General features: G+C 36.0%; 24 protein-coding genes. 13 read left to right on the top strand and 11 right to left on the bottom strand.

All coding sequences use genetic code 11. From position 1 onward, the window contains the following. Window positions 1–42: 42 nt before the first annotated feature. From ACY651_RS05085 to ACY651_RS05065, 5 genes are all read right to left on the bottom strand, one after another. Window positions 43–933 (bottom strand): class I SAM-dependent methyltransferase, encoded by an 891-nt coding sequence (locus ACY651_RS05085; protein WP_462250365.1) that lies wholly within the window; start codon window positions 931–933, stop codon window positions 43–45. A gap of 11 nt (window positions 934–944) precedes the next feature. Continuing rightward, window positions 945–1,469 carry a signal peptidase II gene (gene lspA, locus ACY651_RS05080; protein ID WP_462250363.1) on the bottom strand — a complete coding sequence of 175 codons (525 nt, stop codon included), beginning with the start codon at window positions 1,467–1,469 and terminating at the stop codon, window positions 945–947. A gap of 7 nt (window positions 1,470–1,476) precedes the next feature. After that, window positions 1,477–2,082: a hypothetical protein gene (locus ACY651_RS05075; RefSeq protein ID WP_462250361.1), complete on the bottom strand. Its 606-nt coding sequence runs from the start codon at window positions 2,080–2,082 to the stop codon at window positions 1,477–1,479. Between the two features lie 262 nt (window positions 2,083–2,344). Beyond that, window positions 2,345–4,033 carry a TonB-dependent receptor gene (locus ACY651_RS05070; protein WP_462250359.1) on the bottom strand — a complete coding sequence of 563 codons (1,689 nt, stop codon included), beginning with the start codon at window positions 4,031–4,033 and terminating at the stop codon, window positions 2,345–2,347. A gap of 59 nt (window positions 4,034–4,092) precedes the next feature. Further along, the gene (locus ACY651_RS05065; RefSeq protein ID WP_462250357.1) at window positions 4,093–7,137 is read right to left on the bottom strand and encodes a tetratricopeptide repeat protein; all 3,045 of its coding nucleotides are present in this window, start codon (window positions 7,135–7,137) and stop codon (window positions 4,093–4,095) included. A gap of 192 nt (window positions 7,138–7,329) precedes the next feature. Between ACY651_RS05065 and ACY651_RS05060 the strand changes: the two genes are divergently transcribed. From ACY651_RS05060 to ACY651_RS05050, 3 genes are read left to right on the top strand one after another with little or no spacing between them, the layout of a single operon-like run. Continuing rightward, on the top strand, window positions 7,330–7,737 hold the full coding sequence (locus ACY651_RS05060; RefSeq protein ID WP_462250355.1) for a DoxX family protein: 408 nt from the start codon (window positions 7,330–7,332) through the stop codon (window positions 7,735–7,737). 17 nt (window positions 7,738–7,754) lie between these two features. Beyond that, window positions 7,755–8,327: a hypothetical protein gene (locus tag ACY651_RS05055; RefSeq protein WP_462250353.1), complete on the top strand. Its 573-nt coding sequence runs from the start codon at window positions 7,755–7,757 to the stop codon at window positions 8,325–8,327. 2 nt (window positions 8,328–8,329) lie between these two features. Next, window positions 8,330–8,737: an acyl-CoA thioesterase gene (locus ACY651_RS05050; protein WP_462250351.1), complete on the top strand. Its 408-nt coding sequence runs from the start codon at window positions 8,330–8,332 to the stop codon at window positions 8,735–8,737. 106 nt (window positions 8,738–8,843) lie between these two features. Here ACY651_RS05050 and ACY651_RS05045 read toward each other — a convergent pair whose 3' ends face one another. Together ACY651_RS05045 and dacB are read right to left on the bottom strand one after the other, a co-directional pair. Continuing rightward, window positions 8,844–9,278: a DUF6526 family protein gene (locus tag ACY651_RS05045; protein WP_462250349.1), complete on the bottom strand. Its 435-nt coding sequence runs from the start codon at window positions 9,276–9,278 to the stop codon at window positions 8,844–8,846. Between the two features lie 91 nt (window positions 9,279–9,369). Beyond that, complete coding sequence (gene dacB / locus ACY651_RS05040) at window positions 9,370–10,779, bottom strand: D-alanyl-D-alanine carboxypeptidase/D-alanyl-D-alanine endopeptidase (RefSeq protein ID WP_462250347.1); 1,410 nt, start codon at window positions 10,777–10,779, stop codon at window positions 9,370–9,372. A gap of 47 nt (window positions 10,780–10,826) precedes the next feature. On the opposite strand from dacB, the gene ACY651_RS05035 reads away from it, so the two are divergent. The 6 genes from ACY651_RS05035 (at window position 10,827) to ACY651_RS05010 (ending at window position 15,849) form a co-directional block, all read left to right on the top strand. Then, the gene (locus ACY651_RS05035; protein ID WP_462250345.1) at window positions 10,827–11,417 is read left to right on the top strand and encodes a Uma2 family endonuclease; all 591 of its coding nucleotides are present in this window, start codon (window positions 10,827–10,829) and stop codon (window positions 11,415–11,417) included. 29 nt (window positions 11,418–11,446) lie between these two features. Further along, the gene (locus ACY651_RS05030; RefSeq protein WP_462250343.1) at window positions 11,447–12,718 is read left to right on the top strand and encodes a CinA family nicotinamide mononucleotide deamidase-related protein; all 1,272 of its coding nucleotides are present in this window, start codon (window positions 11,447–11,449) and stop codon (window positions 12,716–12,718) included. Window positions 12,719–12,927: 209 nt separating this feature from the next. Further along, window positions 12,928–14,301 carry a dihydrolipoamide acetyltransferase family protein gene (locus ACY651_RS05025; RefSeq protein WP_462250341.1) on the top strand — a complete coding sequence of 458 codons (1,374 nt, stop codon included), beginning with the start codon at window positions 12,928–12,930 and terminating at the stop codon, window positions 14,299–14,301. 184 nt (window positions 14,302–14,485) lie between these two features. Then, on the top strand, window positions 14,486–14,986 hold the full coding sequence (locus tag ACY651_RS05020; protein WP_462250339.1) for a hypothetical protein: 501 nt from the start codon (window positions 14,486–14,488) through the stop codon (window positions 14,984–14,986). A 111-nt stretch (window positions 14,987–15,097) separates the two neighbouring features. Further along, window positions 15,098–15,592 carry a DUF2314 domain-containing protein gene (locus tag ACY651_RS05015; protein WP_462250337.1) on the top strand — a complete coding sequence of 165 codons (495 nt, stop codon included), beginning with the start codon at window positions 15,098–15,100 and terminating at the stop codon, window positions 15,590–15,592. 17 nt (window positions 15,593–15,609) lie between these two features. Next, the gene (locus ACY651_RS05010) at window positions 15,610–15,849 is read left to right on the top strand and encodes a hypothetical protein (RefSeq protein WP_462250335.1); all 240 of its coding nucleotides are present in this window, start codon (window positions 15,610–15,612) and stop codon (window positions 15,847–15,849) included. 116 nt (window positions 15,850–15,965) lie between these two features. On the opposite strand, the gene ACY651_RS05005 is transcribed toward ACY651_RS05010, so the two are convergent. From ACY651_RS05005 to ACY651_RS04990, 4 genes are all read right to left on the bottom strand, one after another. Beyond that, on the bottom strand, window positions 15,966–16,592 hold the full coding sequence (locus tag ACY651_RS05005; protein ID WP_462250333.1) for an immunoglobulin-like domain-containing protein: 627 nt from the start codon (window positions 16,590–16,592) through the stop codon (window positions 15,966–15,968). A gap of 23 nt (window positions 16,593–16,615) precedes the next feature. Next, window positions 16,616–18,109: a SusD/RagB family nutrient-binding outer membrane lipoprotein gene (locus ACY651_RS05000; protein WP_462250331.1), complete on the bottom strand. Its 1,494-nt coding sequence runs from the start codon at window positions 18,107–18,109 to the stop codon at window positions 16,616–16,618. 21 nt (window positions 18,110–18,130) lie between these two features. After that, window positions 18,131–21,271, bottom strand: coding sequence for a SusC/RagA family TonB-linked outer membrane protein (locus ACY651_RS04995; protein ID WP_462250329.1), 3,141 nt, complete (start codon window positions 21,269–21,271; stop codon window positions 18,131–18,133). Window positions 21,272–21,841: 570 nt separating this feature from the next. Continuing rightward, window positions 21,842–22,516 (bottom strand): hypothetical protein, encoded by a 675-nt coding sequence (locus ACY651_RS04990; RefSeq protein WP_462250327.1) that lies wholly within the window; start codon window positions 22,514–22,516, stop codon window positions 21,842–21,844. A gap of 364 nt (window positions 22,517–22,880) precedes the next feature. Here ACY651_RS04990 and ACY651_RS04985 point away from each other — a divergent pair, with 364 nt between their 5' ends. From ACY651_RS04985 to ACY651_RS04970, 4 genes are all read left to right on the top strand, one after another. Beyond that, window positions 22,881–23,450: a hypothetical protein gene (locus ACY651_RS04985; protein WP_462250325.1), complete on the top strand. Its 570-nt coding sequence runs from the start codon at window positions 22,881–22,883 to the stop codon at window positions 23,448–23,450. A 99-nt stretch (window positions 23,451–23,549) separates the two neighbouring features. After that, on the top strand, window positions 23,550–24,071 hold the full coding sequence (locus tag ACY651_RS04980; protein ID WP_462250323.1) for a DUF2911 domain-containing protein: 522 nt from the start codon (window positions 23,550–23,552) through the stop codon (window positions 24,069–24,071). 145 nt (window positions 24,072–24,216) lie between these two features. Further along, complete coding sequence (locus tag ACY651_RS04975) at window positions 24,217–25,194, top strand: hypothetical protein (protein WP_462250321.1); 978 nt, start codon at window positions 24,217–24,219, stop codon at window positions 25,192–25,194. A 70-nt stretch (window positions 25,195–25,264) separates the two neighbouring features. Continuing rightward, entirely contained in the window at window positions 25,265–26,242 is a 978-nt protein-coding gene (locus ACY651_RS04970) for a YitT family protein (RefSeq protein ID WP_462250319.1), read from the top strand. The last annotated feature ends 69 nt before the right edge of the window (window positions 26,243–26,311 follow it).

The following is a 26,311-nucleotide window of genomic DNA, read 5'->3' as shown; positions in this document are numbered from 1 at the left end:
TTTACTTGCTCTATCGTTTGCAAATTACCTTTTGTTTAGTGCTTATACTTTACTGATAACATAAATAACCGAACTGCATTTTGTTTTATCTCCCAATGCTTTTAAGTTAGATATAAAGCCATTAATAAATGCTTTGATAATATTTCCTTTACCATTTTTATATTTTTCGCTGAGCATGCTCACATAAAAGCTATCGTACCACATAGGTTTAATAGCAGTGATTTTTAAATTGTGCTGAGCAATTAATTGCTGCATTGCTGGAGGAGAAAAATGATACAAATGCCGGGGCACATCGTAAGCTGCCCACTGCGCTGCATAAATTGCTGCATCTTTAGAAGTATAATTGGGTACAGCAATAAATATTTTTCCGTTGGGTGTAAGTAAGGTTGATAATTGTTTTATGTATTCATGCAATTCATGCACATGCTCCAGCACATGCCACATTGTTATGGCATGGTAGGTGGAAGGTTTTAATTCAAATATTTTTTCGGAGGAAAGCGGTTGTATGGAATATAATGCTGCAGCTTTTGCCCTTGCGGTTGCATCGGGTTCTAAACCGGTAATACCCCAGCCTGCAGTTTTCATGGTGTTTAAAAACGCCCCGGTGCCACAACCAATATCTAACATTTCTCCTTTCACCATGCCCACTTCATCTATAAGTAATTGCTTTTTTTTATTTAAAGTGCGGCTTCGTACCCAATGGTATAAAGTATTTACAAAACCTTTTTTAGTATCGCTGTGAGAAATATAATTATCCGACTGATAATATACCCCAATTTCATTTTGTGCCGGCACATCCTGCGTAAACCCTGCTGTACAATTTTTGCAATGCCAAACAGCAAATTCTTTTTGCGAAACGGTATAATCTTTTGCGTTTAGTTGTGGAGCAATATTTGGAGAATAACAAATGGGGCAGTTAGTATATTGAATCATGCAGTACTACTTTATTGAGGGGCAATTTGGTTGGTATTAATGGTTGGTTTATTTCGTTTTTCGTTAAAAAAAATTAATAGCCCAATTACACCCGAGGTAACACAAACATCGGCAACATTAAAAATACCTGTACGAATATTACCGATGCCCACATTTAAAAAATCGGTGACATGCCTGTCGTATAAAAGTCGGTCGATAATATTTCCTATACCCCCAGAAAGAACAAGTGCAATTGAAAATACTTTCATCGCTCCCATTTGCTGCAGGTTTTTTAAAGTGTAAATAAATAATCCTGATAAAATTAGCAATGGTAAAATACTTAACAACCAAAAACTAACCTGCTTTGGTAAATCGTCCCCCAAACTTAAAGCCGCCCCGGTATTTTCAACATATTGTAATCTTACCGTATCATTCAGGTATGTTTTTGTGGCTTTATCTTTTAAATGTTCTTTGGCAAGATCTTTTGTTACCCTGTCGCAGCTTATAAATGTAAGGCAGCAAATGCAGAACAATATTATTCTTGTACTTAGTTTCATTACGTATTTATTGTATGGGCATTGCGTTACCTGCCATTGAAGAAGCGTTTAAACTATTAGAATAAATGAGTAATGCCAGTAATGCAATTGATACAATTATTATTGCCCATATCCACCAACGGCTCTTTTTTACAGGCGCTTCTTCACTAAAGTATTCAGTCATTAATGTGTTGGTACTATCCTTATCGCCTACCAAAATATGATGTTCCGCTTCGGGGTGAATTACTCTTGCTGCATTTACATCCTGCAAAAAAACTTTGGGCAAATCAATGGGTTGAAATTTTATACTGCCAGAACCATCAACAAAAAATTGACCGACACTTTCAAGTATAACAGGTTCATTATTATTCAGCGATTTTTTTATATCGTCACAAAAGTGTTCTAAGGCTTCTGTTGCTTCGTACTTATCGCTGTTTGTTGTTGCTGCAATATATTCCGGCAATCCGTCCATTATATTTTCAGCTTCGCTAAAAGTGATTGCAGTAAGCGGTGCTTTAATTTTTTTGTCGAGAAAATCGGTGGCGGCTTTACCGGCAGTTAACGATAAAGTACCAATGCCCGGTAAGGCACAGTATTTATTTTGAAAAAGATATGAAGCAATTAAATGTTGCATTGAATTTAAGGCGTTGAGCAAAGGTATGCAGTAAAAGTGAGTGACACAACGATGTTAAATAGAATTATTGAAGCTGGTTCCAAAAAAATAGTCAATATTCAACGCTCAATGTTCAATAATCAATGTAAACGTATAGTACTAAACTTTTTGTTGCATTGCTGAAAGCGCATCTCAATAAATACACTTGTATTTTATTGGGCGTTGAAAATTGGACATTGCTTACTGTAAATTTATAAAATACTTTTCCAATTTGCAGGCTGCATTAAAATGTTATCCTTACACCACCCAAAACATTTAATCCATACACTTCGTAATTATGCCAGCGCTGGTATTTATTATTTAAAATATTATTTACATCAAGCCATGCGCTAAAAGTTTTATTTACTTTAAATTCCATACCTGCGCTTAAATCGGTTCCACCGCTAAAGTTTTTTGAAGTATTGCCTTTTGCCAAATAATTTCCGCCGCCAAACATATAAAAATCTCCTTTAAGCAACACCTGCTTAAATGCCCACCAGCGTAAAGAACTGGTGAATTCCATAGGCACAGTATTCCATGCTTTTCCATTGGTATTAAAGCCGGTGTAACCATTTAAAGTTAAGCCAGCTGTTACCGTAAATTTATCCTGGCTGATATAACTTAAGTCGCCATGTACACGAAAATTATTGGCTTTGCTTTCGTACACTACTTTAAAAGATTTATTATCTGTTGCAGTATCATTTATAAACAAAGGGATATCGGTATAACTTATTAAACCTGCCTTTGCACTAAAATTAAAGTGTTTACCGAGTGTAGCTTTTATGCCACCATAGTACTCAATTTCTTTTGTATTTTTTTGTGCTGTAATAGTTTGCAGGTAAGGATTAATGTTTAGCAGATTACGAAAAGTATTTTTTGTGTAAGTGCCCACCCATCCTGCCTGTATCATAAAAACTTTTTCTTTTACCTGTACCTCAGCATATACATTGGGCAGCCAAATAAAAGTGCCATTATCCCAGGTTGGTGTAATACCTGCATTAATGGTAAACTGCGGCGATGCAAAAGTTAATGCCGGTGCTACCTGAAAAACATTATTGGTAATTTTTACATTGCTCGTTAAATCTTTTGTAGTGTAACTTGTAATATCGGCACGGCCTTCTACTTTTATTGCCATGGCTTCGCCAAATTGTTTTTCAAGAGGTGCGGTTATAATTAAAGAACTTTCGCTTAATTTATTTTTACCGGTAAAAATATTTACCTGCACATTGGGATTGTATTTAATTCCAAAATCGCCAACAACGGTGTTACGAATACCGGCTTTAAGCATCAGATCCTGGTACTGGTTGCGTACACTGTCTTTTTTATAATTGTACAATGCATGATCGTATCCATATAAATACACATCATTCTGGCTGTAGTTTACACTGCCATATGCTTCGTTCTTTGCAGTAAAATAACTGCCTGTTGCTTTTAAATTAAGTTGTGAATAATCCTGATATTTTATTTTTCCTTTGCTGGAAATATAATCGGCATATACATTGAGCAAACTTGTTTTAGTATCGCCAAAACTAAAACCTGCACTTACATAAGGAGTAGAAAAATTACCAAAACCAACTTTTAAATAATTACGCATGCCTAAATATAAATTAGTATCCTGCTGCAATGCCAGTGGCTTTAAAGATATGGGCTGATAAGAATAAAATAAATTTTGAGCAGGCACCACATAATTCATTTGGGGTTTACCGGTATCGGCATTAAGCTGCGATGCTGCAAAATTTATTTTTACTGCATTACGTAAAACCGGTTTGTAAGAGGAAGTGATATCAATTGTGGTTCCTTTTTTAGTGGTATCTTTTTGGGCAAAAGTTGCAACAGACAACAGGCAACAGGCAATAAGCAAAAGACAATGGAGGCAATGTAATTTATTATTTCCTTTGTTCAATATTGAATAATTTTCTTTTATGCTATCCATCTCAGTTTTATTTATAAATTTTAAAAGTTGTTCCAAGTCCCCTTCAGGGGATTTAGGGGTTAATTACCTGTAACCTTACTATTCACCTTCTCTTCCTCAATAGCTTTATCTAATTTTTGCTGTGCTTCAGTTTTCAATTCGGGGATAACAGAATTTTTTGCTACACTTTCGTAAGTGGCTTTTGCATTAAAGTAATCTTTCTGCTGCATGAAAATATCTCCCAATAAAATGTAAGCTTTGGTTACCCAAAAATCGTACGAACCTGTTTCTTTAATTACTGCAAGGGCTGATTTTTCTGCTGTGGTTAAATTGCCCGAAGTAAACTGGCAATTGGCAATTTCATATCTTGCCTCGGCACCCCAGGCAGATTTATTTATTGCTGCACAAGATTTAAATGAACTTATCGCCGCTGCACAATCGCCACTCAACTGCTGCGATTTGCCCAATACTAAAAATGCAATTGACCTGTCATCGGTGCTGATACCTTTTTTAGTAAGCAAAGTTTTTGCCGCATCGTTTGCTTTGGTATAATCCTTTAGTAAATAATAACACCGCACCAAACCTCTTAATGCTTCCAACTGATTATCCTGGTTTACCGAACCTGACAATAAGGATTCGAAATACTTTTTTGCGGCTGCATAATCTTTCAACTCAAAATAATTTATTCTGGCGGCTTCTAAAGTTGCTCTTTCAAAATAACGGTTTTGCCCTTTTGCATTTACATAATCGTAACCGGGTAAAGCATTTTTAAAATCTTTATTTTTATTATAACATTCGCTGCGGAAATAATTGGCTTCTAATGCAAAGGCGCCAGTGGGGTATTGCGATAAATAATTATTAAAGCCTGTAATTGCAGCATTACAATCGTTGGCACTGTATTTTATTTCGGCAGCGGTATAGTTTAAAGAATCAGCTTCGCTAACAGAAATATTTTTACCATTCTTACGCATCAGCTCCACGTAATCGTTCGGCCTTCCTTCTTCCACATAAATACTTTTAATATTATCCAAAGCATCATCTGCCTCGGCTGATTGCGGATATTTTTGAATTAATGTTTGATAATTTACCAGTGCATTTTTATTATCGTCAATATTATAATAACTCAATCCTAATTTTAAATAAGCCACAGGTTTTAATCCGCCTGCATCGGGCATATTAATAATGTTAGTTAAATAGGGTACAGCTTCCCTGAATTTTTCGTCGGCCATATACGTATTGGCAATTTCCATATTTACATCGGGTACTAAATTACTTTGCGGATACTGGCGGGTAAGTGTATTAAGTGTTCTTATTTTTTCTGTTGAACTTTTTACCCCTGCAATCATTGCTTTTTGAAAATAGGCATAATCACTTTGCGGCAGTGCATTATTAATTACATTATCGTACATGCTGTTGGCCTTTGCAAAATCACGGTTCATAAAATAACAATCGGCACTGCGTACGTATGCATCCTGTTCCATTGGCGACGAAGTAGTGCCTGCAACTTTTGTAACCTGCTCAAAATAATTTAAAGCCTGTTTGTAATTTTCTTTTTTCATCCAGCTGTAAGCCAAATTATATCTTGCTGCCTGAGGATTGGCTTCACCCTGCGATGGGGCACTGCTTTGCAAATAAAAAGTCATGTAACGGATAGCATCATCATACTTTTGATTACGCAATGCAATTTCGCCTTTCCAAAAATTAGCATAAGGTAATATTGGCCCTGCATACTGGTCTGCTAAAACTTTAGTTAACAATTCATCGGCCCTTAATATTTGCTGATCGTTTACATACTCCACCGCTTTGCCAAACAAAATTCGGGGATACACTTTTTGCATCGCCAGTGTTGGTTTACCAAGGGATTCATAGAGTGATAATGCATCAGAAAAATTATTGGTGTTAGCCAAAAGCCCTACCAATAATTCTTTGGCTTCTATCTCATAATCGGAATTAGGATAATCGGCAAGAAATTTTTTCAACTCATTCAGTGCAATATTTTGATACCCCAACTCGTAAGAAAGTTTGGAGTAGATAAACCTTGATACTTCCTGCTGCTTTGCGTTACTGTTATTATAAGCACAGTATTGAAAAGCATTTCTTGCATTTTCTTTTTGATTGGTCCTTAAATAACAATCTCCAAGTAAATACATACTGTTTTGCCCCAGCGAATCTTTTTGGTTACTTAATTGCTTAAAGCCATCTATTGCTTTGGTTAACTGATTGGCCTGGTAATAGCAATAACTTAACTCATACAACACTTCTTTATCAACCTTTTTGCTGTTGTTTACATAATATTCCAGTAGAGGCAAAGCTTTTCCAAATTCTTTTTTCTCAAAATATAATTGCCCCATCAGCAACTTCAATTCTTTTTCATAAAATAAATTACCGCCCCTTGCCAGCACACTTTCGCCATACCGTAATGCTTCATCTTTTTTTCCCTGAAAATAATATATTTCGGCAATGTAGTAAGGCACCACGCCTTTGTATTCTTCTTTTGTTTCTACTAATTTAAAAGCCTTTAATGCTTCGTTGTACTGCCTGTCGTAATAACTAATAAAACCATAATAATAATTTGCAGGGTAGTAATATTTGTTTTTAGGCAACTGATGAATTTCGTTAAACAATGGTTTAGCCTGCTCAAATTGTTTTAAATTAAAATAACAGTAAGCCCGTTCAAATTTTGCATCGGCAATTTCATCATTGCTTAAATTATCCAATCCTGCCCTTTCGTAATAAGTAATGGCATTGCTAAAATCGTCTTTGGTAAAATAAAATTTTGCCAGATGATAACTCATCAACTGCCGGCGGGGTTCGTTATTTACAACTTCTATGTATTGCTTTGCTTCGTCTTCGGCTACAGGTTGCAGCAATTTTAATTCGCAAACGGTATAAAAATAATTTATATCATCGTTTATATAGGTATGATTGCTGATACTGTTATCCGGCGTTTTATCTTTAAGCTCTTTAAATAGAGGATAAGCCAGGGCAAACTGTTCTTTTACAAACAATTCTTTGGCATCGTTATATTTTTTTTCGGGATTGGTAATGGCGTTGGTAGGTTGTGCTATTACTGTACAATAAAGCCCGGCAAAAAAAAGCAGGGCTGTAAGTTTATGTTTTATCATGTTGGTATGTTCGGGGCTTTTACAATTGTAAAATTAACTATAATGACAGTTAAGCAAACACTGTTCCAATTTTATTGTGAATAAGTGGATAAATGTTAGCTGTTGTAATGTAAACGAATGTATTTTTGTTTTGCTGTTAAGAATTTTGTAAAATTTAAAATAAAAAACAATAACCTCTAAATTTAAAAGAAAATGAAAAAACTACTTTCAACAAAGTATTCGGCCGGAGCGTTTAGCACTGCCATGTTAGTATTAAGATTAGGTGTGGGCATTTTAATGCTGATGCATGGGTATAATAAACTAATGAAGTTTAGTACAATGAAAAATGAGTTTATGAATTTTTTGGGCATTGGCAGTACCATGAGTTTGGCCCTGGTAGTTTTTGCAGAATTCTTTTGTTCGGTATTTTTAATTTTAGGTTTGTTTACCCGTTTAGCAACAATACCTTTAATAATTGCAACCTGTGTAATGGTTTTTATGGCGCATAATGGAGATGTTTTTGGAAAAGGAGAAACGGCAACTTTATATCTAATCAGTTATATTGTAATATTATTTGTAGGCCCGGGACGTGCCAGTATAGATGGTATGGTTGGCAAATAAAAAATAAACCAGCAATAATGAAAAGACTTGATTTGGTACAGCTGATAATTATTATCGTTGGCATATTTAGTGCCTTCTTTTTTATTATTTCCCTGCCGCAATTTTTGTTTTATATCTATACCTGGTTTAGTGATGGGGCAAAAGGAGGCTATTATCTTGATACAATAGTTGCCAATATTATTATTAGCGGCTCCTACCTGGCTGCTGCATTTTATTGCATATTAAAATCAAAACATTTTGCAGGATGGATATGCCATAACGCAAAATTAAATGCCGAGATTAATTTTGCGCTGGATAAAGCAGCATTACTTTTTGTACTTTTTGTTGGACTCGGCATTTATGGCATCATAAAAAATTTGCCCGCTTTACTGGTTGATGGGTTTAACCTGATAAAGAAAAGCAATAGTAATACTTTTCTGGAGGGTTCACAAGACCGCTTAAACGCAAGTATTATAATACAGGTATTTACTGTTCTTTTATTTTTTACACTGGTGTATTATGCAAAAATATTTGCCGATTTTTTTGCTGCAAAAATAAATAATGCCGAACCTGAAGATGAGATAGCAGCAACGGCTGAGTTAAATGATTAAATATGTTTGTAACAGAAACACAAGTTCGTATTCATTATGCCCTTACCGACCAGATGGGTGTGGTATATTATGGCCACTATGCACAGTTTTATGAAATTGGACGAACAGAAGCCATCCGCCAGATTGGTTATACGTATAAAGAAATTGAAGCTCTGGGAATTATTATGCCTGTTGTGGAAATACACAGCAAATTTTTACGCCCTGCAAAATACGATGACCTGATTACTATTAAAACAACATTAAAAGAAATGCCTGCTCATCATAAAATTATTTTTTACGCAGAGATTTATAATGAGCAGGATAAATTATTGAACACCGGCGAAGTAATTTTATACTTTTTAGATGCTAAAACAATGAAGCGTTGTGCAATGCCGGAAGCGCTGAGAGAAAAGTTGGTGCACTACTTTTGAGAAATGAATAATTGATAATGGATAATTAATAATTTTTTAAAAGCAATGCAGTTTTCATACTTATAATGCTAACGAATTGAAAACATTATCCATTATTCATTACTCCTTACACCCTGTTATAATCTCCTCTCCAATTTTTTATTGCCTCTTTAATTTGTTTAGAAGATAAATTTTCCGAAACGGCACGGTGTGCCAAATCAACAAACTCGTTATTGGGTGCAAAACGTAAGGCAATGTATTGCGACATTTTTAATTTACTGTCGGGCAAATTACCGGTGATGGCAAAGTAGCGCAGGCTTTCCTCGGCACGTATTCCCCTGTCTTGTGCCTTTAATGCAAATGACCGGGCAAACCAAAGTGCTAAAATTACTGCAACAGTTAACGACACCATGGCTGCAGCCTGCAACCTTCCGCTGCCTTCGTTAAGGGTTTTAAAAAAATGTGTCAGCGTTAATATAAAAGGAAATAAAACTGCAGTAAAAGCCACATAATGAAATAGCGGCACCATGCGGCGGTGATTTTTAAAATTTTGTGCTTCCATAAATTATTTTTTATTTCTTCTAAATTAAGCAAAAGAATTTTAAGTAAGTATTCTCTTTAAAGTCCTCCCTTTGGGAGGATTTAGGTGGGCATTATTTTAAAATATCCAGCACTTTCCACATTTTTTCTCTTACAGTTGCCGGGCTGCCATCGAAATTATTTACAATAAAAGAAAACGTGTATTCATTACCAGTTTTACTTTTAATGTAGCCGGTATAGCTTCTTACGCCGCTAATATAGCCATCCTTCATTTTAATGCCATTCATTTCAGGCAGGGCATTGTAAAAAGATGGAAACCATTTTTGCTGCTTGGCGTATTGCATTACCGTTACCAAAGCGTTTGTGGTAACCCTGTTGGCAGGAGAAAGCCCACTGCCGTCGATGATGTTTAATGCAGATTTTTCAACACCATTTTTTTTCCAGAAATTTTTAATGATGGCAATGCCACTATCTGTAGAACCAAATTTTAATTTTTCATAAGCAATTGTTTTTACAAAGGCCTCGCCGTAAAGGTTAATGCTTTTTTTGAGGAACCAGTAATTAAGGCTGTCTAACTGTGGTGAAACAATAGTAAAAAAAGTTTTAAGATTAATTGGGATATCTTTTTTCTCCACTTCAATCCCGTTGTATGAACCGATAAATAAATACTCTTCTATTTTATTATTTTTTATTTCATTAGCGAAGGTAAATGTCAATTGCTCTGCTGCATTGGGCATTGCACCACTTATTTTAAAGTTGCTTTCTCCTAAAGGAATAGTGCCTCTTACAAAACCACTACTACCATAAGGTGCTAAATAAATATAAGCATTATCTCCACTCCCTTTCTTTGCAGTAATTACCTCGCTGTACAAACCCACATTCTCTAACCGGGGAATTATTTTTTCAATTGCTGCTTTGTCACCAATTTTTTCGCCTGCTTTTAAAATAATATCATATTGATTTTCTCTCCAGTTTAATGAAGATGCGCCTGCACCGTAATAATTACCAATATCCTCCCATATCCATCCACGTGGTGTATTATTACTTTCCCATTTCCTGTCGTACCCAAAAATATTTCCCTTAATTTTTTTAATGCCTGTTTTTTGTACAGCTGCAACTAGTTTTTTTAAGATAGCCTGCTCATTCGTTTCTTTCCATCGCCAGCTTCCTAATGATGGATCACCATACCCTATAATGTAAAGGTTACCCTCAAGTGCATTATTTTTAATTTCGCCATCGTAAGCTAATTCCGTTTTATACGTGTACCCATTCCCCAGCAGTTCAAACGCACTAACACTGGTAATTACTTTTTGGCAACTGGCAGGCGCTAACCCAACCTGTGCATTTTTATCAAAAACTATTTTGCCGGTTTTTGTATCCACCACATACAAGCTTAGTATGGCATGTTTAAATTGTACATCCATTTCCAGGTTGCTGATTGCAGTAGTTAATTTTGCATCAATATTTTGTGCCGTCAAGTTTGAACAAATACAAGTCAGCAGTGTTATTATTATCCATTTCATGGGCAAATAAATTTATTTCTCAAAGCTAAAAGATTTAAATTTGAAGTATGGAAAATTTGATAAACGAACCTGCGGTACAGTACAATTATTATTCCCTGCAGGAATATTGGGATATTGAAAGCAGCACTGAAATTAAAAATGAATATTACAATGGTAACCTTGTTGTAATGCAGGGAGCCTCCCTGAACCATAATAAAATTCTCGCCAATTTAGTTGCAGTACTTGCAAATAAACTCAAAAGCAAAGGTTGCAGCATGTACTTAAGTGATTTAAGATTAAATATTTCGGCTGCTAATGCCTACGTTTACCCTGATGCGATGATTATATGTGGCAACCCTGAATTAACTGAAGATAAGTTTGATACTGTAAAAAATCCGAACGTAATATTTGAAATAATTTCTAAAACCAGCGAAGCCAACGACAGGAGAAAATTTTTTTATTACATGCAAATGACTGGGCTAAAAGAAATTGTAATGATTAATTCTTACGACCAGATAAAAGTAGAAATTGGTTTAAAACAAGATAATGGCAGTTGGCAAATAATAACTTATACTTCTTTACAGGATGAAATATTACTTTCTTCTTATGATGAGAAAATACCTCTTGCAAATATTTACGAAACGGTGACGTTTGAATAAATTTTTTTCTTTTTCCCTCATTTTAATTTATGATACAAGCAACCATAATCACCATTGGCGACGAACTTTTAATAGGTCAGGTAATAGATACCAACAGCGCCTGGATGGCACAGGAATTAAACAGAGCCGGCATACGTGTGGTAAGGCGTGTGGCAGTAGGCGATGTATGGGACGAAATTTGGAATGCACTTGACGAAGAAAGTAAACATGCCCAAATAATTTTAATAACGGGCGGGCTTGGCCCAACAGCCGATGATATTACCAAACCATTGCTGTGTAAATATTTTGGTGGCAAATTAGTGGTAGATGAAGGTGCTAAACAAAATGTCATCAACATTTTTAACAAGCTTAACCGGCCCATGATTGAAAGAAATTTACTGCAGGCCGAAGTACCTGATGTTTGCACCGTAATTCAAAACAAAAGAGGCACCGCACCCGGAATGCTTTTTAATAAACCTCACCCGACCTCTCCTGCAGGAGAGGAGATTGTATTTGTTAGCATGCCCGGCGTACCTCACGAAATGAAAGGCATGATGGAAGATGAGGTAATTCCACATCTTACCAAAAAATTTAAATTGCCTGTAATAATACACCGCACTTTGTTAACGGCCGGTGTTGGCGAAAGTTTTTTAGCAGACCTTATACAAAATTTTGAAGAAGCCTTACCAACGCAAATTAAATTAGCATACTTGCCTAATTATGGCATGGTGCGTTTGCGTTTAACCAGTTCGGGTTTTGATAAAGCACAAATTGAAAAAGATATTGAAACGCAGTTTTCCCAACTGCAGTTATTGGTAAAAGATTATTTAGTAACCAATGTTGATGAACCCATGGAAAAAGTGGTAGGCAAGTTATTATTACAAAAAAATAAAACCATGTGCACTGCCGAAAGTTGCACCGGTGGTTATATTGCACATTTACTTACTTCCATCCCCGGCTCATCTGAGTTTTATGATGGCAGCGTGGTAAGTTATTCTTATGGTGCAAAAGAAGATCTGTTAAATGTTAATCATCAAACTTTATTAACCAAAGGTGCAGTGAGTGAAGAGGTGGTAACCGAAATGGCCAAAGGTGCTTTGCAAAATATTAAATCCAATTATGTAATTGCAGTAAGCGGCATTATGGGGCCGGGTGGCGGCCTGCCCGAAAAACCTGTTGGCACTGCATGGATAGCTGTGGGCAGCAAAGAAAAAATTGTAGCACAAAAAGTTTTTTTCCGTTTCGACAGGGCAAGAAATATACAGTTAACCGCCGTTACCGCATTAAATTTATTGCGGCAGTTTATCCTGCAAAATACATAGCCACAGATTGCACCGATTAACACGGATTTTATTGTCATTAATCTCAATATTTCCTTTAGGCATATTCTGCATTTATCTGTGTAAATCCGTGCAATCCGTGGCAAAATTTCTTCCATGTATTTTCTGTGAAATCTGTGTAATCTGTGGCAAAACTTTTTTACTTACTTTTGCCTTGCCAGTACAACGATTGTTAACACACAAACTATTTTATGAGTGTAGTAGATTTAGTTATGCCAAAGCTTGGCGAAAGCATTATGGAAGCCACCATTTTAAAGTGGCACAAAAAACCGGGTGATACCATTAAGCAGGATGAAACGCTTTTGGATATTGCTACCGATAAAGTGGACAGTGAAGTGCCCAGCACTGCCGAAGGTGTAATAGAAACTATTTTATTTAACGAAAATGATGTGGTGCCCATTGGTACCGTAATAGCCACCATACGTGTAGGCGCCAATGCAGCCCTAAGCAATAGCGAACCTGCGCCGCAGCCAGCACAACCGCAATACGAAGATGCAAAAGTAGTAGAAGAAATTCCTTACACACCTTCGCAACCGGTACAAACTTCATCACCGGCAAATGGAAGAGAAGGTACTGCAATAAAATTTTATTCGCCATTAGTTTTAAATATTGCCCAGCAGGAAGGCATCAGTATGACAGAGCTGGAAAATATTGCCGGCACCGGCCAAGATGGAAGGGTAAGCAAAAAAGACATTTTAGCTTATGTTGCCAATAAAGGTACAGGCAATCAAACACAACAGGCACCGCAACAAAATACACCACAGCAAACGCAACAGGTAACTGTTTTGCCAACAACCAACAACCAACAATCAACAACCAACCAACCTACCTACCAACCCCCAACCGTTTTCACCGGCAATGTAGAAGTTATTGAAATGGACCGCATGCGCAAACTTATTGCCAAACACATGGTGGACAGTAAGCACACCAGCGCACACGTAACCAGTTTTGCCGAGTGCGATGTTACCGGTTTAGTAATATGGCGTGAAAAAGTAAAAAAAGATTTTGAAAAACGTGAAGGCGAAAAAATTACTTACACACCATTATTTATAGAAGCCATTGTAAAGTGTATCAAAAAATATCCTTTACTCAGCAGCAGTGTTGATGGCGATAGAATAATTGTAAAAAAAGATTTAAATATTGGAATGGCCACTGCTCTGCCCAGCGGAAATTTAATTGTACCCGTAATTAAAAATGCCGACCAGTTAAATTTAACCGGCCTTACCAAACAGGTAAACGGCCTGGCCAATGCGGCACGTACCGGAAAATTAAAACCCGATGATACCACCGGTGGCACATTTACTTTAACCAATGTGGGTACTTTCGGCAGCATTATGGGTACACCTATAATTAATCAGCCGCAGGTTGCAATTATGGCCGTGGGTGCAATTAAAAAAAGGCCCATGGTTATCGAAACACCGCAGGGCGACAGCATTGCCATCCGCCACATGATGTATATTTCACTCAGTTACGATCATAGAATTATTGATGGCGCTTTAGGCAGCACTTTTTTAAATGCCGTTAGTAAAGAGCTTGAAAATTTTGATGTGAATAGAAGCATATAAAGATTTCAGATTTAGGATTGCAGATTTCAGATTTGTGATGTGTATCGTTTTGAAATTTTTTAATACCAGCTTTATATTTTCATGGCATCATCGTTGCGTCGCAATCCTTTCAACGGCATACCATTGGGGAACTTTTATTGCAGCGTAGATAAATTTGGTAATAAAAATTTTGCTGCAAACACTTATGATACCAACCTCTTTTCAAACAGAATTGGAAACTGCTGTTCCACAATTGCTTGATCTGGCAAGAGGATTAACCTGTAATAACATATCAAACAACTGTAAATTTATTTTTAGTGAAATAAAAAACAGCGATAAAAAAAATTTTGAAATACAACGGTTAGTGTTAAAGGAGAATGAAAAGAAAACACCGGTATTGTTAGAAGAATTAATGCCCACACTTCAAAAAAATTACAACAATTTTTACGACATCAATTTACAGATACATAAGTCTTCAAAAAAAATAACTATTATTGACGTCCGTTGTTTCTTTAAAAATTCTTTAGATAATAATTACAAGCAAACAATAATAAATAACCCACCAATGCTTCATTTTAAAGTTCCAATACCCAATTGGTTAACAAATAAGCAAGAAAGGTTTGATATTAATTGGGAGCATCATAAATTCATCAATTATTGGAAAATATTTTGGGCAAGACAAAAGCTAAGAATGAAACGCCGGTAAGGTTAAGGAACTTTGAAAATACAAACAATAGTACTAATACATTTAAGGCACATTATTTACTGCATATCGTATATTTTTTTACAATAAAATTATAATTCTAAGCAATTTTATATGAACCAAGCAGCTCTGATTATCTTGCTCTTTATCTTTTCATGTAATTCCAATACACAAAAGCAAATTATTGGAAAAGATTCCACAAACATAATAATCGTACAGCAGGGTGACAAAGAAATGGAAGCTGCTATTTATATTGCCAAGTCATCACTTTATAAATTTGACTCCGCCCTGTTCACTAACAAATCTGATTATAATTCATTTGCTTTAAAAGTAAGATTTACATATGGCAATAATAATGGTGAGCATATTTGGCTCAGTGACATTACAAAAATTAAAGGAGAATATGTGGGCATAGTTAACAATGAGCCGGAATACGTATCAAACTTGAAATTAAATGACACTATCAGAGTAAACAAAGAGGATATTTCGGATTGGATGTATTTAGATAAGGATATTTTAAAAGGAGGATTTACTATCAGGCTTCTTCGGGACAGGATGACTGCGATAGAAAGGGCAGCGTTCGATTCTAATAGCTTTTATAAATTTTAAAATCAAAACTTACAATCATGAAAACAATGACCTGCAAACAATTGGGTGGCGCATGTAACAAAGAATTTACTGCAAACAGTTTTGAGGAAATGGCGCAGCTAAGCAAACAGCATGGCATGGAAATGTTTAAATCAGGCGATAAAGATCATCTTAAAGCGATGAATGAAATGCAGACATTGATGCAATCGCCTGAAGCTATGAAAGAATGGTTTGAAAACAAAAGAAAAGAATTTGATGCACTGCCGAATAGTGAATAGTTTTTTTAATCTCAATAAAAATATAGAGCAGGCGATAAGAATAACGCCTGCTTAAACACATGAGAAAACTTAATGTAACCTAAATAAGATCGTTTCAGTATAAACCACTGTTCATTTTATAATTTAGTAAAAGTTCTTACGCCTGTACCATAACCGGCATTTTGTACACGCCATGATGCGCCGGTTGCCGTAAAATTTATTTCTATCACTGCAAAATCACCTGCGTCGGTTGGTTGAGTGGGACAAACAAAAGTATTAAGCGTTGTTTCTACAAAATAAACAACAGTATGTGCGCCAACTCCTGCTCCACCGGGGTTGGTTACCTCGTAAACACCATTAGCAATTTTTTTAACAAAACAGTTTACGCCTGTGGCTGCCCGTAAGTAGGTGCCTGTTCTGTCAACCGGGTTATTTACTGAAGTAACCGCCACCAGCCTGGAAGCTTCTGTTTGATAAATACCACTTTTACTGGTTACAGCGTAGTTAACTAAATATAATCCGGCAACTGCTGTATTAACATTGCTTGAGGTGGATTGAATATCGCTTACAGTTCCGTCTTCGGCAGTGTATTTTGCACCTGCATCTGTATAGGCTGCACCAATAGCAACGGTTACCACATCATCGCCTTTTAAAGCAATAGAGGGCACTTTATAAACTTGCGAAACATCTTTTGTAGTTTCTTTTTTGCAACTGAATAAACTGAGTGCAGCAAACAAAAATAATAATCTATATAAACTTTTCATTGTTACTTGTTTTAGTTTAATAATTAGTTTTGGCCTGTTGTATTTACATCCCACCACACCTTTTCTGTTACCGGTTTTTGTGTGGGAGTATTGGGATTAGCAGAAACTTCACTGTCAGGATATAAAAGCCTTACAGGAAATCTTGCCCCAATATTTGATGTAAGCGAAACTGTAAAAATATCAGGGTAACCAGTTCTTCTCCACTCCGTCCACGCTTCTGCATTTTCGGTACCGCACATGCTTACCCATTTTTGAAAGATGATGACTTTTACCATATTATCAACTGTACCGGCCACAGGAAACTGTACAGCAGGTTGTGCTATATAAGTATTAAAATCGGCATCGGTAAAGCCCCATCGGTGAAAAGAAATTTTCACGCCATTTTCGTACAACTGTTTGGCATTGCCTGTTCCCCATCCTCTTGCAACTGCTTCGGCCTGTAAAAAATAACTTTCGGCAGCACTCATTAAAACTACCGGTGATGCACCACCGCCGGGGCCGCCAACTGCTGGGCCGGGTTTCGAAAACTGGCGATCGTTTAATGTAGCCGGGTTAGGTAAATTTCTTCCATTACCCTGCACTATGCCAAAATGATTACCGGCATTTGGTGCTGCAGTAGCCCTTAAGTAAAACTCATCTACACGTGGGTCGTTATTATTTATCAGATAATCTAATGCCGTGCGGCTTGCTAAAATATTAAACTCCCCCAATGAATGTATAAAAGCATATAAAGGATGTTCATTAAAAGTAGTATTGGAGAACTGCACTTCTGCATCATCGCCTTCGTTTAAAAATTTAGCATTGGCTGTGTACATTGCTTTAATACCATTTTCTGCAACAGGGGGCTGCACATAAGCCTGGCGCAAATAAATTCTAAGCTTAACTGTATTGCCAAATCGTGCCCACTTTTCCATGTCGCCGCCAAAAAATAAATCATCGGCTCCGGGATGTGCAGTTGAAGTTTCATCTATCAATGCCAATCCATCGTTCACTAATTTTATCAATCCTTCGTACACATCTTTTTGCGAATCAAATTTTGGTGCTATCACTCCGTCGCCTCCTTTTAGTGCATCACTAAAAGGTATGTCGCCATGCAGGTCGGTCATTATTTGAAAAACATAAGCCTGCATAATTTTAGCTACAGCCACATAATTTTTTTGTCCGCCTGCTGTACCCTGTTCCACAATATAACGCAGGTCGTTTAACGGCCCCGAGTACATGTTTATCCATTGCCTGTCGAAGGTGGAACTTGTAATAGTGTACTGATCGTAAGCCGTAAACTGGCTGCCGGTTGGGCCCTGCGTCCAGTACTGCCCCCAAAAGCCACCAATTATTTGATAAGGGTTGCCCATATTGTAGGCGGTAAATGCCTGTGCTGTGGGCAATACTAAATCGATTGATACTTTAACAGGATTATTGGGATCGGTGTTTACATCCAGGTAATCTTTTTTACATGATGCAAAAACCAGTAGCCCTGTTATTGCAATTATCAGTTTATAAAATTTTATCCTTTTCATAATTAAATATTTATTGGTTAATTAAAATACTATTCTTACGTTAACACCATAATTGCGTAATGATGGAATAGTACCGTATTCATACCCCTGCACATTACCTGTACCAAATGAATTGGCTTCAGGATCAGAATACGTGTTTTCTTTTGGTGTCCATAAAAATAAATTTCTGCCCGACAGACCAACAGTTGCACTGCTGAAAGGCATTTTCTTTAACCATGTTTTTGGCAACCTGTAATTAAAAGCTACTTCTCTTAATTTAATAAAGCTGGCATCAATTAAATGTTCCATGGCATTAGGAGATGAAAAAGTTGTCCAGTACTGTTCTGCGTTCTGCACTTTTACTGTAGTGTTTTCTGTAAACTTTCCATTAGCATCCTGTATTACGCTGTTTGGTACAATAAATGCTTCCCTGTCGTTTAGCAGTGTACGTGGGTCGGTACCAACAAATTCCTGCAATGCCTGTGTTCTTGAATAAAACACACCGCCTTTTCTTGCATCAAATAAAAATGATAAACTAAATGCTTTATAAGAAAATGCATTATTTAATCCCACTAAAAAATCGGGCTGTACATTACCATGAATTTTAGATTGCGGATCGGTGATTGGATAACCTGTTGTACCATCTACCACTACTCTTCCCTGCGGATCTCTTAAAAAAGACGCCCCATAAAAAGAACCGTAAGGCTGGCCAACCTGTGCCACTAAAGCTGCGCCGGTAAATCCACCGGGTAGTGCTAAACGCTCTGTGCCGGGAAAAAGTTCCACTACTTCGTTAGTATTTTTTGTAAACGTTCCGGTTATTTCCCACGAAAAATTTCTTTTGCTTACCGGCATCCCTTTCAATAATAACTCTACACCTTTATTGGTAACCAAACCTGCATTTAATGTTTGTGTGGTATAACCTGATGTAGGTGCAATGGGCACTGTGATGATCTGATTTTTACTTCTGTTATTATAATAAGTTATTTCTGTATTAAACCGATTTTTAAATAGCCCAAACTCCAAACCAAATTCGTATGAAGTGGTTATCTCCGGTTTTAAACTCGGGTTTCCAATAGCGTTAGCCTGCGAAAATCCTGCTATACCGTTTAAAGGAAAATTAATTTGTGAATTTTGAAAACCATCAGTAGTTGTGCCTGTATTAAATACCGACTCTAACAAATAAACATTGGCATCATTACCCACCTGTGCTGCACTCGCTTTTAATTTTCCGAAAGAAATTACATCAGGTAATTTAAAAGCATCGGTAAATACAAACGATGCATTTACGCTGGGATAAAAGAAATTATTACCGCCTTTGGGTAAAGTTGATGACCAGTCGTTACGTGCTGTTAAACCTAAAAATAAATAATTCTTCCACGCAAGGTTTACATCGGAATACACACCGTACAATCTTCTCAGCGTTCTTATATTAGCGGCTACTGGTGGCTGTGCGGAATTGGCCAGGTTGTAAAATCCCGGAATGGTTAAGGAATTGATAGTACCAAAATTGGTTTCAAAAGTGCGCTGACGGATATTATGGCCCAGCAAAACACTTAAAGAAAGATTATCGGATAATTTTCTTTTACCAGTAGCCACTAAATCTGATGTAAATTCTCTTACATTAATTGTACCTTCTGAATAAGTTCCGGGAAACTGGTTAGCACCATTTTGACCCGCCTGATCAATAATTCTTTTAGAAATAATTTGTATGCGTTTATCACCGGATACATCAGTACCTACCCGTAAACTTATATCAATCCACTTTACAGGTTTATAACCCACCTGTGCATTACCCAGCACACGGTCAACTGTTGAGGTGTAAGAATCTTCTCCTAAATAATACCATGGATTAACAGTATAAGCGCCATAAAATCCATTAAGGTCATTGAACTTATTTTTATAATCTCTTAATTCCAGTAAAGAAATATCACGGGGTGTTTGTAATATTTGATCGTAGGGCGAAGCACCCTGCCCCTGCACCGAAAGATCGCCTTTACTTCTTATGTAATTTATCGTAGCACTGGTGTAAACTTTATCAGAAATATCTGCTGTACCCGTAAGTTTTACTGAGGTACGGTTGTACTGGGTACCAGGCATAATTCCTTTTTGATCTACATTATTAAAAGAAACAAAAAAACTGTTTTTATCATTACTCTGTGCAAAAGAAAGATTGTTGGTAAACGTTCCGCCAACATTGAAAAAATCTTTTACATTATTTTTTAAACCCACGTATGGTTTAACTCTTTGTTCTCCATCAACCACTTGCCCCCATGGTTTTAATGTACCATCAAATTTTGGCCCCCAGCTAAAATTTTCTCTGGAGTCCGGTGCTTTTTGCCCGCCCTGGCCATAAGCATTTTGATACTCAGGTATGCGGAGAATAGATTCGAGATTGTAAGAGCTGCTTACAATTACTTCCGATTTTTTTCCTCTTAAACTTTTACCACTTTTGGTAGTAATAATTAAAGCACCATTAGCAGCACGTGTACCATACAATGCTGCAGCTGCCGGGCCTTTTAACAGCGTAACCGATTCCACATCCTCGGGATTAATATCATTACCACGATTACCTGCATCTACCTGGTTATTTAAATTATCACCAGTACCGTTCTCTGTATTATCAATCGGTATTCCATCCACCACAATTAATGCCTGGTTGTTACCGGTAATAGAAGTACCGCCACGAAATACAATACGTGTTGAACTTCCTACACCACCCGAACTGCTGGTGATTTGTACACCCGCTACTTTACCCTGCAATGAATTTAATACACTGCGGTCCTTGCCTCTTGTAAGTTCTGCATTATTAATAGTTGTGGCTGCGTAACCAATACTTCTTGCTTCTCTTTTTATTGAATTGGCTGTTACAACTACTGCTGTTAATTCAGTTGCCTGCTCCGCTAATTTTACATCAAGCGAAACATTGTTGCCAGGCAAAAGCTCCTGTGTTTTGTAATTAATAGCACTAATTATCAATGCAGCATTATTACTTATGCTGATAGAAAAATTTCCGCCGGCATCAGATTGTGTTCCTGTTTTTGAACCTTTAATAACAATGCTTGCCCCGGAAATTGGTGTGCCGTTCTTTGAGTCGGTTACTTTACCAGTTACCGACCGCTGTGCAAATGATTGCGCTGCTATACACATCGCAACTACACATAGTAGTACTGTTTTTCTCATAATGAATATTTTTAGTTAACTGTAAAATTACCCGGCACAACTAATTTTATTTGCCTGCATTATATAATGCGTTATACGAACTTGATAAATTAACTGTACAGTGTTGTTTAAAATTCAAACTAATGTCTTTGTTATTATTGATGAATGGTAAAAAAAACAAGTTGAGCAAACAAAAAAATTTTACTACCCATGCAGCATTTTTAAGTCTATTGTTTTTATAGGGTAAATATTTTTTTATTGCAGCACATCCTGCACAATCCTTTACAGCATGCAGTTTCAGTGATTTTTTATTAATCTACTTATCAAGTAGATTATAATACTATAAATTTTAACGGAAAAATAATTGGATAACCGGAACGGCGTACAAGAAGAGAAATGCTATCATGACATAATGGTGACAATTAAAGAATACTAAAAGTATTTTTTTGCTCTTCCAATAATAATACTGGTTATTTTTAAAGTGTATTGATAACTATTTTATTTTGTGTTTAAGCAGATGCTGCAAACATTTATAAACAAAAAAGCCCCGCAATAAAAAATTACTGCAGGGAACTAACACTAAAACTAAAACTAACTTGCTTTTGAAAATTGTAAAGGTTGTTGCTCTAAAATAGCCGAGAGCATATTAAAAATATCATTGTGGCGGTAGTTGTACCTGAACTCCGATTCTTTTACATGCAGGTAAAGTGTGGCATTATTCATACCACGAAATTTTGTGAGGCGGCCTTTAATTAAGCCCCAAAAAAAATCTATCTCATCAATCTGCGATTTTCCTTTGGGCATTTCAAGTGCATCATGGGTAATGCGGATAAGTTTATGTGCATTAAAATCGGCAATACCATTGTATTGTTTCAATTTTTCGTACCAAATACCTGCATTACCATTTACTCTTTTACTGCGTACAATTTCATTAATGGTTGCTTTATCAACATCATAAAGTAATTGTGTAAATATGCCATCGGGGGTTTTACAAATGCCAAATGAGGTGGTATTAATTTCGGGTTGTTTGTTTAAACTATCCTGCATTAACAAATCGTGGTTATTAAAAATACTAATTGGGTTATTTTCTTCGCAATAATGCGCAATAGCCATACGGATAAGTTTAAGATAGCTGTTGATAGTTACCCTGCTTATACCACTGATATTTGCAATTTGTGTTGCAGTTAAATCTTCGCAGAATAATTTCAGCAGCATCCGGAATTTCCTTTCGGAAACACGGCTCCCTTTTAAATACTTGTTTTTCATTACTCCTGTTTTGGCTATACTAATGGCTTTGTAAAACACTAATTATTTTGCTGATAAATTATGTTAAAATATTATCAACGGCATATTAAATGGATAATGCGACATCACTAGATTAGTTGGAATAATTTTGAATAAAAAAAAATAGTGATTGGCAGCATTAATCTTTTTTTATGTAATTCATAAGCCTGTTTAATTGTTTTGATTTTGAATAAAAGTTGCAGTATAATTACATTTTCCCCCATTTTCATACACCTGCCAAACACTGCTTTTAAGGTAGTGATGCAGAAATTAAAAGCAATACATAAAAATTAAGATTTTAATTTATTGAAGTAAACGGTTTGTATATTTATGAAACAATTATTAAATGAGTAAAATCTTCATCCATATTTTATTAGTTTTTGGATTTTGCTGTTACTGCTGTTTAAATTTTAATTGTAACCAGCCTGCTGCAATAAAAGATAATCCTAAAGATTCCATTGGTGAATTTGCCTCTGCTGAAACAACCATAAAAAACGGGAATATTACTACTACCCTTTCATCAGATACAGCTAAACTTGTCAAACTTTTAAATCTTAAAAAACATAAGCCTTACCACGTTAAATTCCAATATACATTTATTGATAATTCGGGAGGTGGAGAAAGATTATCTGTACCGGGCCCATCCGACTTTAAGCTGGAAGCCATTTTATATTTCGACGCTGCTACCTTTGCTTCTATTATGAATTTTTATAAACGGGCAGACTGGAATGCCCCCAATTACAATAAGGAAGAATTTAATTTTAACTGGCTTGATGATTCGGTTAAAAGAGAATTATTAAAATCCGATTCCAGTTATCACGGCCATATTGATCTTTTTTTCACAGAGCCCAACGACCCCAATTCCCATATCTGGATACTAAATAAAAAGATCTTGCTGCACAGGTTTTCTCTATAAATTACCCCAACAGATTTTATAAATAATTTTGAGCAACGGTAAGTATCAATTGATTTAAAAATTATAAATTACATTTCTTTTCACTCAAAAAAAATATTTATGAAAAAGATAGCAGCAGTTGCAATGCTTTTAACATCTTTGTTTACAAACACCGCCAATGCACAACAGGATAAAAGTAAACGCCCCAGTCCGCCTGCAGTGGCCACACAGGAGTTAACTTCTGGAGCATTAATTAATATTGATTACAGTCAGCCGTCAATAAAAGGCCGAACCATTGGTAAAGACATTGAACCAAAAGATGGTGAAGTGTGGCGTACCGGTGCCAACGAAGCCACCGTTTTTGAAACCAGCAAAGCAGTTAAAATAAATGGTAAAGAATTGCCCGCCGGTAAATATGGTTTGTTTACTATTTCGGGTAAAGATAATTGGACAATTATTTTTAATAAAACCTGGAAGCAATGGGGCGCTTTTAATTATAAGCAGGCCGATGATGCGTTACGTGTAGATGTAAAGGTGGAAAAAGCACCTGCCTTTGCAGAAAAAATGACCTTTACAATTGACAAAGCCGGGCTGGTAACATTAGTTTGGGGTGATAATAAAATTACTTTTACTGTTGAATAGTTTTAATGTTTTTTATAAGAAAGAGCCGTACACATTGTGCGGCTTTTTTATTTGTAAATTTTGTAGCAAAAACAAATAAGCTAATTGCAAAAAAAATAAAATTCTCAAGCAACAATCATTACTTTAATTGCATCTGTACCAGAGTATGACCATAACAATTGCATTCGAGCAAGAAATTATCAGCATGATTGAATGGATTAAAAAATATCATACTGTGGTCTTACTATTTTTTCTTTCTTCCTGTGCCACAATTATAAACCAACCGCTACAAAATATTTTTATTGCTACTGATAAAAACATAAAAGTTATTTCGGTGGAGAAAGCAGTTTTAATGGATTCATCAAAACACACCAATGCCCGAAAAGAATACTTTGTTAAGCGAAGCAACACTCCGCTTGTCATTACTGTACAAACTGACAGTACAAAAAAAGTAATTGTTTTAAAACCTAAAAACTCTTTTGCTTACTGGTATAATATTGCAGCCAATTACGGTATTGGTATGCTAATTGACAGAGATAATGTAAAACGGTTTACGTATCAGCAAAGCAGTTACGTTTCAGTTGAAGACTCTAGTATTACCATTAAAAGATTTGCCCCAATAAAAAAAGGCGCCATCAATCTTTCTCTATCGCTGCCTTTTACCACAGTATTTAATATGATTGACAGCAGTGGAAAATATAATTCAGCAGGCATCTATGGTTTGGAGGCAGGTATAGATTATTTTTACAGCACTAATCATTTTTTATCCGTAAATATTGGCGCAGCAACAGATGTATTTGCAGAACATTTTGGCCCCGGTTATTATGAAACCGGAAGTACAATATATGCCAGTGTAAAAAATAATAACGCAGTTGGAAGTTTTGATTTGGGTTATGGTATTAATGTATCTAAGTTAACATGGTCAAAAATTACTCTAGACAGTGCTACTACTTTTTATAAAAGAAAGAGCAATATAAACATTGGCTTAAGTCTTTCTGCACAATACAGAGTAGCAAATAATTGCAGGCTGGGTGTACTTTACCAACCCGGTTTATTAAATACAAGTTTTAAACCTGCTGTTAGTTATCAGCATTACATTTCTTTTAATTGTACCTGGAAATTGCGTATAAAAAAGGGAAGTTAATTGCAAAATAGTATCCGCAACACTGTAATTACATAAGTGCTAACTTTAAGGATAAATTTCTGCAAAAAAAATGAACCCCTTCTGGACACATATTGTAATTAAAACAACGCTTAAACACAAAAGCAATAATCCCGATAAGGATAAAAGTTACAGTAAGTTTGAACTTGCCAAAGGCATGTGGGAATTGAAGCTGATCGTTATCCGTAACATAAAAGATTTTATACTGATAACACTGGGTATTTTTTCTGCTGCGTTTGGGTTTAAAGGTTTTTTATTAACCAATCATTTTATTGATGGTGGTGCTACCGGCATTTCACTTTTAATTTCTGCCCTAACAAAAGTGCCGCTGTATGTTTTATTAATATTGATAAACATACCTTTTATAATACTCGGCTATAAAATTTTAGGTAAAGCCTTTGCAATAAAAACAGCATTGGCTATTTGCGGCCTTGCATTGGTAGTTGCAACGGTAACTTTTCCGGATGTTACAAAAGACAATTTATTAGTGGCATTGTTTGGTGGTTTTTTTTTGGGTGCCGGCATTGGTTTATCGGTAAGGGGTGGCGCCGTTATTGATGGCACCGAAGTGCTCGCCATATTTTTAAGCCGCAAATTAGGTACTACCATCGGCGATATCATTATCCTTATCAACGTTATCATATTTTCTGCAGCTGCCTATTTTTTATCTGTTGAAATTGCATTGTACTCCATGGTTACATATCTATCAGCATCAAAAACGCTCGATTTTATTATTGAGGGAATTGAAGAATATATGGGAGTAACCATCATCTCTTCTCACAATGAAGAAATAAGAGAAATGATAGTAAGCACTATTGGCCGGGGCGTAACTGTTTACAATGGCAAACGTGGTTTTGGAAAAAGTGGCGAATCGAAAAATATTGATATTGTTTATACCGTAGTTACAAGATTAGAGTTGAACCGCCTTAACTCTGAAATAGAAAAAATTGATCCCAATGCATTTGTGGTAATGAGCAGCATTAAAGATACTAAAGGCGGCATGATAAAGAAAAGGCCGCTGAAGCATTAATAATTTTATGTGTCAAATAAAAATCCCTCCACAAAAATTATGGAGGGATTTTTTATTATTGATCTTCAT

This window comes from Ferruginibacter sp., from assembly GCF_031391665.1.
Classification (GTDB): domain Bacteria; phylum Bacteroidota; class Bacteroidia; order Chitinophagales; family Chitinophagaceae; genus Ferruginibacter.
Note: the sequence above shows the minus strand (reverse complement) of the source record. Positions and strands in the feature narration are given on the sequence as shown.

What these genes read in the sequence shown, in the direction of transcription:
- ACY651_RS04985 (WP_462250325.1), top strand. Translation starts at nt 22,881, where the DNA reads ATGAGTAAAATCTTCATCCATATTTTATTAGTTTTTGGATTTTGCTGT.
- ACY651_RS05030 (WP_462250343.1), top strand. Translation starts at nt 11,447, where the DNA reads ATGATACAAGCAACCATAATCACCATTGGCGACGAACTTTTAATAGGT.
- ACY651_RS05065 (WP_462250357.1), bottom strand. Translation starts at nt 7,137, where the DNA reads ATGATAAAACATAAACTTACAGCCCTGCTTTTTTTTGCCGGGCTTTAT.
- ACY651_RS05070 (WP_462250359.1), bottom strand. Translation starts at nt 4,033, where the DNA reads ATGGATAGCATAAAAGAAAATTATTCAATATTGAACAAAGGAAATAAT.
- ACY651_RS04990 (WP_462250327.1), bottom strand. Translation starts at nt 22,516, where the DNA reads ATGAAAAACAAGTATTTAAAAGGGAGCCGTGTTTCCGAAAGGAAATTC.
- ACY651_RS05050 (WP_462250351.1), top strand. Translation starts at nt 8,330, where the DNA reads ATGTTTGTAACAGAAACACAAGTTCGTATTCATTATGCCCTTACCGAC.
- ACY651_RS05000 (WP_462250331.1), bottom strand. Translation starts at nt 18,109, where the DNA reads ATGAAAAGGATAAAATTTTATAAACTGATAATTGCAATAACAGGGCTA.
- ACY651_RS05020 (WP_462250339.1), top strand. Translation starts at nt 14,486, where the DNA reads ATGATACCAACCTCTTTTCAAACAGAATTGGAAACTGCTGTTCCACAA.
- ACY651_RS05085 (WP_462250365.1), bottom strand. Translation starts at nt 933, where the DNA reads ATGATTCAATATACTAACTGCCCCATTTGTTATTCTCCAAATATTGCT.
- ACY651_RS05060 (WP_462250355.1), top strand. Translation starts at nt 7,330, where the DNA reads ATGAAAAAACTACTTTCAACAAAGTATTCGGCCGGAGCGTTTAGCACT.
- ACY651_RS05075 (WP_462250361.1), bottom strand. Translation starts at nt 2,082, where the DNA reads ATGCAACATTTAATTGCTTCATATCTTTTTCAAAATAAATACTGTGCC.
- ACY651_RS05035 (WP_462250345.1), top strand. Translation starts at nt 10,827, where the DNA reads ATGGAAAATTTGATAAACGAACCTGCGGTACAGTACAATTATTATTCC.
- ACY651_RS05010 (WP_462250335.1), top strand. Translation starts at nt 15,610, where the DNA reads ATGAAAACAATGACCTGCAAACAATTGGGTGGCGCATGTAACAAAGAA.
- ACY651_RS05055 (WP_462250353.1), top strand. Translation starts at nt 7,755, where the DNA reads ATGAAAAGACTTGATTTGGTACAGCTGATAATTATTATCGTTGGCATA.
- ACY651_RS05015 (WP_462250337.1), top strand. Translation starts at nt 15,098, where the DNA reads ATGAACCAAGCAGCTCTGATTATCTTGCTCTTTATCTTTTCATGTAAT.
- ACY651_RS04975 (WP_462250321.1), top strand. Translation starts at nt 24,217, where the DNA reads ATGACCATAACAATTGCATTCGAGCAAGAAATTATCAGCATGATTGAA.
- ACY651_RS04970 (WP_462250319.1), top strand. Translation starts at nt 25,265, where the DNA reads ATGAACCCCTTCTGGACACATATTGTAATTAAAACAACGCTTAAACAC.
- lspA (WP_462250363.1), bottom strand. Translation starts at nt 1,469, where the DNA reads ATGAAACTAAGTACAAGAATAATATTGTTCTGCATTTGCTGCCTTACA.
- ACY651_RS05025 (WP_462250341.1), top strand. Translation starts at nt 12,928, where the DNA reads ATGAGTGTAGTAGATTTAGTTATGCCAAAGCTTGGCGAAAGCATTATG.
- ACY651_RS04980 (WP_462250323.1), top strand. Translation starts at nt 23,550, where the DNA reads ATGAAAAAGATAGCAGCAGTTGCAATGCTTTTAACATCTTTGTTTACA.
- dacB (WP_462250347.1), bottom strand. Translation starts at nt 10,779, where the DNA reads ATGAAATGGATAATAATAACACTGCTGACTTGTATTTGTTCAAACTTG.
- ACY651_RS05005 (WP_462250333.1), bottom strand. Translation starts at nt 16,592, where the DNA reads ATGAAAAGTTTATATAGATTATTATTTTTGTTTGCTGCACTCAGTTTA.
- ACY651_RS05045 (WP_462250349.1), bottom strand. Translation starts at nt 9,278, where the DNA reads ATGGAAGCACAAAATTTTAAAAATCACCGCCGCATGGTGCCGCTATTT.
- ACY651_RS04995 (WP_462250329.1), bottom strand. Translation starts at nt 21,271, where the DNA reads ATGAGAAAAACAGTACTACTATGTGTAGTTGCGATGTGTATAGCAGCG.